Genomic DNA, 11,303 nt, shown 5'->3' with positions numbered 1-11,303 from the left:
GCTAGTGGACCTTGTCGGCGGCCTCGGCCAGCTGCGGCACGTAGCGGTCGAGCATCCACGGGATGCTGAGCACGCTGGGGGCACTGGTGGCGGCGACGAACGACTCGCCGACGATCGGCGCGAAGCGTCCCTCCTTGATCGCCGGCATGGCGGCGACGAGCGGGTCGGAGGTGAACGCATCCACCGAGGACTGCTTGTCGAAGTACATCACCAGCAGGTCGGTGTCGATCTTCGAGAGGTTCTCGTAGCTCAGCTGGTAGAAGAAGCTGCCGTCGCCCTTCGAGCCGTCGAGGTCCGCGATGCTTGGAGAGTTCTTCAGCCCGAGGTCGTTCAGCAGCTGCACGCGTGGGTCGTCCGCGCGGTAGACGTTGAGCTTGCCGGGTTCGTTCGCGGCAGCGTAGAAGAAGGTCTTGTCTTTCAGGACCGGGTACTTCGCCGCGAGGGTGGTCACCTTCTCCTCGGTCTTCGTCACCAGTGCGTCCGCCTGCTTCGTGAGGCCGAGCGCCTTGCCGACGATGGCGGTCTGGTCGCGCCAGCTGGTCGACCACGGCTTCTCGGGGTAGGCGACAACCGGCGCGAGCTTGCTGAGGGTGTCGAACTCGGTCTGCGTGAGGCCCGAGTAGGGCGCGAGGATGACATCCGGCTTGGCCTTCACGACTTCCTCGAACGGCACCTCGCCGGTGTCGAAGGTGAGCAGCTGCGGGGTCTTGCCGCCCAGCTGCTTGATGCGGTCGGCGTCCCAGGGCAGCACGCCGTCGGCCGTGCCGCTGTAAGTGAACTTCGGCATGGCGGTCGGGATGATGCCGAGCGCCAGCACGATGTCCTGCGCCCCCCAGCCCCAGGTGACGATCCGCTCCGGCTTCTTCTCGATCGTGGTGTCGCCGAGGGCGCTCTTCACGGTCACCGGAAAGGCGCCGTCGCTGCCGGACGTCGCGGAATCGGCAGGACCGCCCGCGCTGCACCCCGTGAGCGCGAGGGCGGCGGAGGCGACGATCGCTGACGCGATCAGGGCGAGACGCGACCGACGGGCGGTGCGGGGGGCAGGCAGCATGGTTCTCCTCGAGACGGGGGATGGGATGCGGGACCCGCGCTAGCGCCGGTCGACCTTAGGCAAGCCTAACCTAATACGCTCAGGGGCCGGGCGCAAAGATGGCCGGCAGCGCGTCCGCCCGGGATACCCTTCGCCATTCGGGTGAGGCGGCGCCCTTCGGCGGCGCTCTCCTGGTCTCCGGCAGACGCGTTGTCGGCCCGTGTCTGGCAGCGAGCAAGCGCCGTGGTCGGACGGATGCGACTCATGCCAGGTCCTCGTTCTGAGGACACCACCGCTCCGGGCACATAGGCGCGGCATCAGGGTGGCAACGCACGTCATGATACGCGCGGGGTCCGGCAACTGCGATCCCCCGGGGAGGTGTCCACAGGCGCGCTCGGGCGTCGTCTCTCCACAGGTCGATGTGGGCGAGGTGGCGCCGGGGGCCTTCATGGAAGAATCGACCCATGGCCTCACCGATCACCCCGCCCCGCGGCATGCGCGACTTCCTCCCCGCTGAGAAAGCCCGCCGCGAGCATGCACTGGGGGTGATCCGCCGCGCGTTCGCCGCCCACGGCTTCGACGAGATCGAGACCCCGGTGGTCGAAGACGTCGAGCGGCTGCACTCGGGTCTCGGCGGCGACAACGAGAAGCTCTCGTTCAGCATCCTCAAACGCGGGCTCGATGGCGACGATCTCGCGGCCGCCATCGACTCCGGCGACCTGCTCGATCTCGCCGACCTGGGGCTGCGGTTCGATCTGACGGTGCCGCTCGCGCGCTTCTACGCCTCGCACAGGGCCGAGCTCCCTCCGGTGTTCCGGAGTATCCAGATCGCGCCCGTCTGGCGGGCCGAGCGTCCGCAGAAGGGCCGCTATCGGCAGTTCGTGCAGTGCGACATCGACATCATCGGCGAGCCCTCGCAGCTGGCCGAGGTCGAGCTCATCACGGCGACGGCGGCCGCTCTGGAGGCGCTCGGACTGACCGGCAGCACCATCCGGATCAACGACCGGCGCATCCTGAACGGCCTGCTGGAGTACTGCGGATTCGACGAGGCGCGCTGGCCGCAGGTGCTGATCTCCATCGACAAGCTGGACAAGATCGGTGCTACGGGCGTAGTGGCCGAACTCGCCGAGGGCGGGGCCGATTCCGCCTCCGTGCTCGGCGGCATCCTGGCGCAGCTCGAACCGCACCTCGCCGAGGGCGGCGTCGAGCTGACCGTCGAGGCGATCACCGGCATCCTTCCGGAGGGTGTCGACACGGACGCCGTCGCCGACCTGGAGGCGCTCGCGCACGCGCTCGACACGCTCCCGCCGGGCGTCAGCCTGCGTTTCGACCCGACACTCGTGCGCGGGATGGGCTACTACACGGGCACGATCTTCGAGATCGCGCACCCCGGATCCGGCTCATCCGTGGGCGGGGGCGGACGCTACGATGGGATGATCGGCCGCTTCCTCGGCACCGACGTGCCGGCGGCCGGATTCTCCATCGGCTTCGAGCGGGTCGTCGACCTGATCGAGCTGCCCGACGACGAGGCCCAGGAGTCCGTCGTGCTGGTCTACGACCGCGCCGTGCCCCTCGATCGGCTGGTCGCCATCAAGTCCGAACTCGTCGCGCGGGGCAGCCGGGTCCGGCTCGACCGCCGGGCCAAGAATCTGAAGGCGGTGCTCGACCGCGCCGCTGCATCCGGCTTCCGCTCCTTCGCGTTCGTGAACCCTGACACGGCGGACGCCGCGGGGCTCGAGCTGAAGCCGCTGGGTTAGCCCGTCACCCGGCCTCACTAGACTGACTTCGCAAACCCCACGAAAAACCACGCAAGGAGACAGTTGTGGCTGCAATCGAAGCTGTAGGCGCTCGCGAGATCTTGGATTCGCGCGGCAACCCGACCGTCGAGGTCGAGGTGCTCCTCGAGGACGGCACGGTCAGTCGCGCCGCCGTCCCGTCCGGCGCATCCACCGGTGCGTTCGAGGCCTACGAGCTGCGCGACGGCGACAAGGAGCGCTACCTGGGCAAGGGCGTGCTCAAGGCCGTCGACGCGGTCCTCGACGAGATCGGCCCGGAGATCGAAGGGTTCGACGCTGCCGACCAGCGCCTCGTCGACGAAGCGATGATCGCGCTCGACGGCACTGACAACAAGAAGCGCCTCGGCGCCAACGCCATCCTCGGCGTCAGCCTCGCGGTCGCCAAGGCCGCGGCCGACTCGGCCGACCTGCCGCTGTTCCGCTACGTCGGCGGCCCGAACGCGCACATCCTCCCGGTTCCGATGATGAACATCATCAACGGTGGCGCGCACGCCGACACCGGCGTCGACATCCAGGAGTTCATGGTCCTGCCGCTCGGCGCAGAGACCTACTCCGAGGGCCTCCGCTGGGGCGTCGAGACCTACCACTCGCTCAAGGCGCTGCTGAAGTCGAAGGGGCTCAACACCGGCCTCGGCGACGAGGGCGGCTTCGCACCGGAGCTCGAGAACAACCGTGCTGCGCTCGACCTGATCTCGGAGGCCATCGAGAAGGCCGGCTTCACCGTCGGCCGCGACATCGCGCTCGGCCTCGACGTCGCCTCCACCGAGTTCTTCGAGAACGGCGTCTACCGCTTCGAGGGCCAGGACCGCACGGCCGCCGAGATGAGCGCCTACTACCAGGAGCTCGCGGCGAACTACCCGCTGGTCTCCATCGAGGACCCGCTGGCAGAGGACGACTGGGAGGGCTGGGCGCACCTCACGGCCGAGCTCGGCTCGAAGCTGCAGCTCGTCGGCGACGACCTCTTCGTCACCAACCCGAAGCGCCTCGCCGACGGCATCAGCAAGCACGCTGCGAACAGCATCCTCGTCAAGGTGAACCAGATCGGCACCCTCACCGAGACGCTCGACGCCGTGTCGCTCGCCCAGCGCAGCGGCATGACCGCGGTGCTGTCGCACCGCTCCGGCGAGACCGAGGACACCACGATCGCCGACCTCGCCGTCGCCACCAACGCCGGCCAGATCAAGACCGGCGCACCGGCCCGCTCCGAGCGCGTCGCCAAGTACAACCAGCTGCTCCGCATCGAGGAGGAGCTGGGCGACGCCGCGGTCTACGCCGGCCGCAGCGCCTTCCCGCGGTTCACCGCGTAACGCGTCGCGCACGAACGGCCCCCGAGCACCGCTCGGGGGCCGTTCCGCGTTCCGCGCCCCTCCCCGCCCCTCCCGCTCCTTCCCCCGCCCGCTCCGCGCGCCTCGACCCGTCGAGGGGCACGTAGTCGCGGCCTCACGCGGCGTGTCGCGAGCAACTACGTGCCCCTCGGCGCCGGGTATCGTGCAGGCATGCGGGAAACCCAGGACGACGCCCCGGCCGAGGCCGTGCCGCTCGGGGCACCCGTGCGTTGGTACGAGGTCGCCCTCCCGCCCGTCCTTCTCGCGATCGCTGCCGTCGGGATTCCACTCGTCGTCACGACGAGGGCGACCACATTGGTGGGCGCCGTCGTCATCGCGGGCGGCACGGTCGGGTTCGCCGCAGCCGTGACGCTGGCGACCTTCGGATCCCTGGCGTATCGCGAGCTGAGCACCGCCTCGATCCGCCGGTACCAGGCAGCGATCTGCGCAGCACTGGTAGCTCTCGGGCTGCTCCTTGTGCTTTCGCCATCCTCCGCCGTCGTATTGGCTGCGGCGGGCTACCGTGCTGCGGTGCTCCGCTACGACTGGATCGAACACGTGGCGCGCCGGACGACCTCGGAAGCATGGCGCAAGGGCGCCGTGTGGACCGGGGTCGCCGCCCTGGTGGTCACGATCGGGAAGCCGCTGGCGGCGAATCTCGGCTCGCCCATCCTGCTTGTCGCGGTGCTCGTCCTGGTGGTCGCGCTGCCGACGGTCGCCGGATTCGCCTACCGCCTCGGACGCGGGGACCGAGCATCGTGACCACCGAGTCCGAGGCCGTGCCGCTCGTCCTGTTCCTTGCGCTGGCGGCACTGTTCGCCGTGCTGGGACTGTTCCTGCTGCTCCGGCCGGGGCGCACGGCGGCCTTCTTCGCCGACGCGGATGCCCGACGGCATTTCCGAGACCGCGACGCCCGCACCCTCGGGGCGGTGTTCACGGTCGGCGGGCTCGCCTTCGTCGCTCTGGGTGTCATCCGGCTGGCCCTCCTGCTGACCGGAGCCTGAGCGCATCCCGACACCCCGTCGTGCCTCCGGCGGCGAGCATGCCATCGCCTACGATGAGAGGGGGCCGACCGGCTCCGTTTCCACCGCCCGTGTCATCCCGGAGGGGCCCATGCCGAAGCCGCGCACGCATCGCGTCCCGGTGCGCATGTCGCGCCCGACCGGGTCCGGCCGCTGGCTGCGCCAGCTCCACTTCTCGGCGTTCTCGCTCGTGATGATGGGCGTGCTCGTGCTGGCCGTGCTCATCCTCGCGCCGACGGTGCAGGCGTTCCTCGCGCAGCGTCAGCAGATCGCAGACCAGCAGCGCCAGGTCGACCAGCTCGCGGCGCAGGTCGACACGCTGAAGGATCAGCGGGCGCGCTGGAACGACCCCAGCTACCTGCGTGCGCAGGCCCGCGACCGGCTGTACTACGTGATGCCGGGCGAGGTCAGCTACCTCGTCATTGACGATCGCCCGCCCGCGGCGAAGCAGGATGCGGCACCGGTCAGCTCCAAGCTCGTCAAGACGCAGACCGACTGGGTCTCCTCCCTGTTCGGCTCCATCATGGGAGCGGGCCTCACCGACGCCACCCCGCAGCAATTGAGCGGCACCCCGGCACCGGGTCCCGTCCCGACGCCGACGCCGTCCGCGCCCGCCCCGAAGAAGTAAGAACCGCTCATGACCAGACCCCCCTTCGACCCCGTGACCGACGAGGACATCGCCGTCGTCTCCGAACAGCTCGGACGTCCGGCCCGCAACGTGGTCGGCATCTCGGCGCGCTGCGTCTGCGGACGTCCGACCGTCGTCTCGACCGCGCCGCGCCTGGCCGACGGCACGCCGTTCCCGACCTTCTACTACCTCACCCACCCGGCCGCGACGGCTGCCATGTCGGCCCTCGAGGCGACCCAGGTCATGAACGAGTACAACGAGCTCCTGGCCGAGGACCAAGACGTGGCGGCGCAGTATCGTGCGGCGCACGAGCAGTACCTGTCCGACCGGGAGTCGATCGCGGTCGTCGACGAGATCGTCGGTATCTCCGCGGGCGGGATGCCGTCGCGCGTGAAGTGCCTGCACGCGCTCGCTGCGCACGCTCTGGCCGCCGGCCCGGGAGTCAACCCCATCGGCGACCTGGCGCTCGCCCGCGGTGGCTGGTCGCCCGCGGTCTGCGAGTGCCGCATCCACGTCGCCGAGTAGCCGGAGGCGCTCGATGGGGGTCGGGATGAGCGGTGTGCGGATGCGCGGGGCCGGGGCCGGGTCCAGCGACGCATCGCGCCGCCTGCGCCACCGCCTCGCCGTCGTCGCCTCAGCCCTGGCCATCGCCCTGGCGTCCACCCTCGTGCCTGCGACGACGGCACACGCCGACCAGGTCCGCGACCTCGAGTACTGGCTGAACGACTACGGCTTCCGGCAGGCCTGGAACACGACCAGGGGAGCGGGGGTGAAGGTCGCGGTCATCGACACGGGCGTCGACGGCTCGGTGCCAGACCTGGCAGGCGCGGTGGTCGGAGGAACGGACACGTCGGGCGTCGGTGCCGCATCCGGCCAGAAGCCGCTGGGGGATGCGGAGAGCGCCAACCACGGAACCTGGGTCGCGTCCCTCCTGGCCGGCCGCGGGACCGGTGCCGACAGCGGCGTTCTCGGCGCGGCTCCGGAGGCGGGCATCCTGGCGGTGTCGGTCGCCCTCGGCAAGGCGATGGGCCCGGTCGGCAGTGACGAGCAGATCGCGGAGGGGATCCGCTGGGCGGTCGACAACGGCGCCTCGGTGATCAACATGTCGCTGACCCGCAACACCCTCGACTGGCCGACCAGCTGGGATGAGGCGTTCCAGTACGCCTTCGACCACGATGTCGTCGTGGTGGCCGCCGCGGGCAACCGGGGGAGCGGCACCAGCGAGGTGGGCGCGCCCGCCACCATCCCCGGTGTCCTGACAGTGGCCGGTGTGGATCGGCGCGGGACGGCGAGTTTCGACGCGTCCGCGCAGGGCATCACGATCGGCGTCTCCGCTCCCAGTGAGCAGCTCGTCGGCGCGAATCCCGGCGGCGGCTACGTGCAGTGGGCGGGCACGAGCGGGGCGACGCCTCTGGTCGCCGGGGCCGTCGCGCTGGTGCGGGCCGCGCATCCCGAGCTGAAGGCTCCGGATGTGATCGAGCGCATCATCCGCACCGCCCGCCCCGCCGGCGGCGCCGTGCCGAGCCCCATCTATGGCTATGGGCTGCTGGATGCGGCGGCCGCGGTCACCGCTGAGGTGCCGCGGGTGACGGCGAACCCGATGGGGGATCTGGGGGAGTGGATCCGCATCCACCGCCGTGCGGAGGCCCCATCGGCCGCCTCGCCGCCGACCACATCGCCCGGGGAACCGCAGGCCGTTCCGGCGCCGGCGAAGCTGACCCCCGAACGCGCGCTACCATGGAACCGAATCTTCTGGCCGCAATGGAGCGTCCTCACCGCATTCTGGCTGCCGTTCGGCCTGATAGCCGGCTTCCTCGCTCTCGTCGCCCTCGGCGGCGCCGGCGCGTGGCTGCATTTCAGGCGGATGCGCAGCAAGGAGTAATGTAGGCCCAAACTTTTCGTGTTGAGGAGACGCATCACTGTGCCCAAAATCCTGATCGTCGGCGGCGGATACGCCGGCTTCTACACCGCGTGGAAGCTCGAGAAACAGCTCCGCCCGGGCGAGGCCGAGGTCACCATGGTCGACCCGCTGCCGTACATGACGTACCAGCCGTTCCTCCCTGAGGTCGCCGCGGGTTCGATCGAGCCGCGTCACGCGGTCGTCGCGCACCGCCGCCACCTCAAGACCACCAACGTCATCACGGCGAAGGTCACGTACGTGGACCACGCCCGCAAGGTGGCGACTATCCAGCCGCCCGTCGGCGAGGCGTACGAGTTCGCGTACGACATCGTCGTGGTGACGGCCGGCGCGGTCTCGCGCACGTTCCCCATCCCGGGCGTCGCAGACCAGGCGGTGGGCCTGAAGAACATCGAGGAGGCCGTGTACATCCGCGACCAGCTCCTCACCAACTTCGACAAGGCCGCAAGCCTCCCGGCCGGTCCGGAGCGCGACCGGCTGCTGACCGTCGTGGTCGTCGGCGGCGGCTTCGCCGGCATCGAGATCTTCGCCGAGCTGCGCTCGTTCGCGAGCAACCTGCTCAAGCGCTACCCGGAGATCGCGTTCGAGGACACCCACTTCCACCTGATCGAGGCCATGGGCCGGATCATGCCGGAGGTGTCGCTGAAGACCAGCCACTGGGTCATCAAGAACCTGGCCGAGCGGGGTGCGCAGATCCACCTCGACACGCAGCTGTCGAGCGCGGTGGATGGCGTCATCCAGCTGTCGACCGGCGAGAGCTTCGAGACGGACCTGATCGTCTGGACCGCCGGTGTCATGGCGAACCCCACGATCGTCCGTCACACCGACCTCCCCATCGAGGAGCGCGGTCGCCTGCGCGTCCGTGCCGACCTGCGGGTGGGCACCGACGAGGAGATCGTCGAGGACGCCTGGGGCGCCGGTGACGTGTCCGCCGTTCCCGACCTCACGGGGGCGGGCGTCGGCGGCTACTGCGTGCCGAACGCTCAGCACGCGGTCCGCCAGGGCAAGCTCCTCGCCAAGAACATCATCGCGACGCTCCGTGGCGAGCTGCCGCGCCAGTACTACCACAAGAGTCTCGGCGCGGTCGCCGGTCTCGGCGTCGGCATCGGCGTCCTGCAGTCCGGCAAGATCGCGATCACGGGCCCGATCGGCTGGCTCGCGCACCGTGGCTACCACGGTCTGGCGATGCCGTCGTGGGAGCGCAAGTGGCGCGTCATCTGGGGCTGGTGGAACAACTTCTGGCTCGGCCGCGACATCGTCTCGATTGAGGCGGTACAGCACCCGCGCGCCAACTTCGAGGAGTTCGCCGCCCGCCCGAAGCCGGCCGTCGAGGCCGCTCCGGCCGAGCCGGTGAAGAAGGCTCCGGCCCGCAAGAAGGCCGACCCGGCCAAGGAGCCGGCGGAAGTCACCGCGAAGTAGTCGCCGAGCGAACGCGGCGAAGGCCCGGTCCCGAAAGGGGCCGGGCCTTCGTGCGTATGCCTGCGTTTTATGAGCTGGGGCCCTAGCTCATAAAAGGGCGAACTAGATTATGACCTCTGAAGCCGCGCGCGCCGAGACACGCAGTACCCCCAGTGGGACTCGAACCCGATTGCTGCCGTACTGAGCGCGCGGAAGGCGCTGAACTGCGGCGATTTTTCGGCGATTTTCGTGCACATTCGGGGCATTTCGGTTACGACCTTGTGGGCGATTCGTGGGCGACAGGGCGGCGCTGCGCTGACGGGTGGCCCCCGCACTTGGGTCTGATGCTCTTGCGGCCATCTCCGCTACGGTCGAGCGCGTGACTTTTTGGATTCCCTCTCTATACATCGCTTCGATCGGCCTCCCGCTCATCCGCCTCGTGTGGGTGTTCATAGGCGCAGGATCAACGAGCCGGCGCATCGTTGAGGCTGGCGCGAGAAAGGGTGGTGAGACAACCTTCGGTATCGCCAATGTGAGGCTGGAAATGATGTTCGAGGAGTTGAGGCGCCGGAAGTGGTCGGCGGCTTGGGACGTCGCGTTCGTCGGCGCGGGGACGGCCGCTGGCGGAATTGCGAGCATGCTCGCGCTCAACGCTGTCTGACTCGTCGTAGGCTCACCTACGCTAAAGCGCAGGGATGCATTGGTCGGGATCATCGGCGGCACTGAGTAATAGCGACTCCGGCTGACGCCTCGCGCCCGCGCTTCCGCCTCCGATTGCTGAAGCGTAACCGTGCCTGAGCGTCGGCCGCTTCGGGACTGGACCTTGCGGTCACGCTCGCCTGCAGTTGGTGGCATGGTAGGGAGGGCATCGAGCCACCGCTCCAGGTCCGACGCGAGGATGATGGGCCGACTCGACGGGTATCTCTTGGGGAGGTCTCCGCGGTCGATTGCGGCCTTCAGAGTGGATAGCCCAACTGAGGCGACCTCCGCCGCCTCAGGAGGGTGTAGCCGAGTTTGTTGTTCTCCATCGCTCCAGCGAACCCCGCACCGGTCCGATCGTGGCTCGTGTTACGCGATCGCAACGGTTAATGTGGCCGTGCGGCGTCAGTCGGGCGCCGCACGGCCACATCTCCCGCTCTTGTGTTGCGGACACTGGAGCGCTCCGCTCACTGCGTCGTGAGCCGGCCTGCTGGGGTCATGCCCTGCCTAACCCAGGTCTTCAGCGCCCAGGTGAGGTTGTAGAGGTTCCAGGGTGCCCTGTCCCAGGTGTCCCACCGCTGTCCAACTCTTGCGGTCCATTCGGGGACCCGGCAGCAAGCGCGATGGCCGAAGACGCGGAAGAGAGTGTCGCAGAGGCCGCGTCGCCGCTCGCTGGGCGGGGCGTAGAGATGCTCTCCGTACATCGCACGGAGGAGGAGATTGTTGAGCGCAGACTTCATAGGGGTCTCCCTAATCGAAAGGCGCCGGCCGCCTGATGCGGCTAGCGTTGCTGCCTGCTCATGTGCTCAGCGTACTGCGAACGCCCATTCACCGGTGCTCCTGGGGCAGTGACCTGATCCAGGCCCGCAGATCTTCGGGAAGGATGATCATCTTGCTGCTGGCATAGTGCGCGACCAGGTCATTCTTGTTGATGAAGCCGCGAAGGAACTCGGGGGAGACGCCGCACTCTGCGGCTGCGTCCTCAAGCGAGTACGCGACACGTGATGAGGCCTCGCCCGGTAGCCGTACCGTGGCAATGTCAATTGGAACAGCGGGCAAGCCGTAAAGCCCCTCTTGCGTGGCCCTGAGCGCTACGCCCGTTTCGATGAGAGCCTCGATGTAGTCCGTGAGCTGGTCCCACGGGCACCGGAACTTCACAGCCAGGTCTTCGACCTCGGCCCCAGCGCCGTCGCGTACAACGATGCCGGCCGCGCGAACCGCGGTCACTTGCGTCAACCGGACGGGTTCGAGGCTGCCTTCCTGATCAGATCGCCAGGCCCAAAGCTGGCCGACTCCCATCCTTGATCTGCCCCACTTATGTCTCGGCGGCCGCGCTGCATTCGTGTCCATGGAATTCGAGGGAAGCGGTTGGAGCTGGGCAGCACCCGGATGTTACGCCGCCCCTTATGGGCGCCTTGCCCCGGAGCAAGGGAAGGTGTCCCAGCGGCGACGTTCTCTGGTGCTCTATGACGCTCGTCCTGGGGGTG

11 protein-coding genes are annotated in these 11,303 nt (G+C 68.9%); 9 read left to right on the top strand and 2 right to left on the bottom strand.

The window, feature by feature from the left end; translation table 11 throughout:
• Position 1 precedes the first annotated feature (1 nt).
• Positions 2 to 1,051, bottom strand: a complete 1,050-nt coding sequence (locus AB7E03_RS06695; RefSeq protein WP_489940419.1) for an iron-siderophore ABC transporter substrate-binding protein — start codon at positions 1,049 to 1,051, stop codon at positions 2 to 4.
• Between the two features lie 443 nt (positions 1,052 to 1,494).
• Here AB7E03_RS06695 and hisS point away from each other — a divergent pair, with 443 nt between their 5' ends.
• From hisS to AB7E03_RS06650, 9 genes are all read left to right on the top strand, one after another.
• The gene (gene hisS, locus AB7E03_RS06690) at positions 1,495 to 2,787 is read left to right on the top strand and encodes a histidine--tRNA ligase (protein WP_489940417.1); all 1,293 of its coding nucleotides are present in this window, start codon (positions 1,495 to 1,497) and stop codon (positions 2,785 to 2,787) included.
• 65 nt (positions 2,788 to 2,852) lie between these two features.
• Positions 2,853 to 4,133, top strand: coding sequence for a phosphopyruvate hydratase (gene eno / locus AB7E03_RS06685; RefSeq protein ID WP_441781704.1), 1,281 nt, complete (start codon positions 2,853 to 2,855; stop codon positions 4,131 to 4,133).
• Positions 4,134 to 4,322: 189 nt separating this feature from the next.
• Complete coding sequence (locus tag AB7E03_RS06680; RefSeq protein ID WP_489940415.1) at positions 4,323 to 4,913, top strand: hypothetical protein; 591 nt, start codon at positions 4,323 to 4,325, stop codon at positions 4,911 to 4,913.
• Positions 4,910 to 5,155 (top strand): hypothetical protein, encoded by a 246-nt coding sequence (locus tag AB7E03_RS06675; RefSeq protein ID WP_489940413.1) that lies wholly within the window; start codon positions 4,910 to 4,912, stop codon positions 5,153 to 5,155. Before AB7E03_RS06680 ends, AB7E03_RS06675 begins: the two co-directional genes overlap by 4 nt.
• Positions 5,156 to 5,264: 109 nt before the next feature.
• Complete coding sequence (locus AB7E03_RS06670; RefSeq protein ID WP_489940411.1) at positions 5,265 to 5,801, top strand: FtsB family cell division protein; 537 nt, start codon at positions 5,265 to 5,267, stop codon at positions 5,799 to 5,801.
• Between the two features lie 9 nt (positions 5,802 to 5,810).
• A complete protein-coding gene (locus AB7E03_RS06665; RefSeq protein ID WP_489940409.1) occupies positions 5,811 to 6,326 on the top strand; it encodes a DUF501 domain-containing protein in 516 nt (171 codons plus the stop codon).
• A gap of 40 nt (positions 6,327 to 6,366) precedes the next feature.
• Complete coding sequence (locus AB7E03_RS06660; protein WP_489942878.1) at positions 6,367 to 7,683, top strand: S8 family serine peptidase; 1,317 nt, start codon at positions 6,367 to 6,369, stop codon at positions 7,681 to 7,683.
• 39 nt (positions 7,684 to 7,722) lie between these two features.
• The gene (locus AB7E03_RS06655) at positions 7,723 to 9,138 is read left to right on the top strand and encodes an NAD(P)/FAD-dependent oxidoreductase (RefSeq protein ID WP_489940407.1); all 1,416 of its coding nucleotides are present in this window, start codon (positions 7,723 to 7,725) and stop codon (positions 9,136 to 9,138) included.
• Positions 9,139 to 9,496: 358 nt separating this feature from the next.
• On the top strand, positions 9,497 to 9,778 hold the full coding sequence (locus tag AB7E03_RS06650; protein ID WP_489940405.1) for a hypothetical protein: 282 nt from the start codon (positions 9,497 to 9,499) through the stop codon (positions 9,776 to 9,778).
• Between the two features lie 866 nt (positions 9,779 to 10,644).
• On the opposite strand, the gene AB7E03_RS06645 is transcribed toward AB7E03_RS06650, so the two are convergent.
• Positions 10,645 to 11,166 carry a helix-turn-helix domain-containing protein gene (locus AB7E03_RS06645; protein WP_489940403.1) on the bottom strand — a complete coding sequence of 174 codons (522 nt, stop codon included), beginning with the start codon at positions 11,164 to 11,166 and terminating at the stop codon, positions 10,645 to 10,647.
• Positions 11,167 to 11,303 lie beyond the last annotated feature (137 nt).

It is taken from the genome of Leifsonia sp. RCC_180, from assembly GCF_058138205.1.
This window is presented reverse-complemented; position numbering and strand designations above follow the sequence as displayed.

Bases quoted from the DNA above. Each gene is read 5' to 3' on its own strand.
- AB7E03_RS06695 (WP_489940419.1), bottom strand. From the start codon at position 1,051: ATGCTGCCTGCCCCCCGCACCGCCCGTCGGTCGCGTCTCGCCCTGATC.
- hisS (WP_489940417.1), top strand. From the start codon at position 1,495: ATGGCCTCACCGATCACCCCGCCCCGCGGCATGCGCGACTTCCTCCCC.
- AB7E03_RS06680 (WP_489940415.1), top strand. From the start codon at position 4,323: ATGCGGGAAACCCAGGACGACGCCCCGGCCGAGGCCGTGCCGCTCGGG.
- AB7E03_RS06670 (WP_489940411.1), top strand. From the start codon at position 5,265: ATGCCGAAGCCGCGCACGCATCGCGTCCCGGTGCGCATGTCGCGCCCG.
- AB7E03_RS06665 (WP_489940409.1), top strand. From the start codon at position 5,811: ATGACCAGACCCCCCTTCGACCCCGTGACCGACGAGGACATCGCCGTC.
- AB7E03_RS06660 (WP_489942878.1), top strand. From the start codon at position 6,367: ATGCGCGGGGCCGGGGCCGGGTCCAGCGACGCATCGCGCCGCCTGCGC.
- AB7E03_RS06645 (WP_489940403.1), bottom strand. From the start codon at position 11,166: ATGGACACGAATGCAGCGCGGCCGCCGAGACATAAGTGGGGCAGATCA.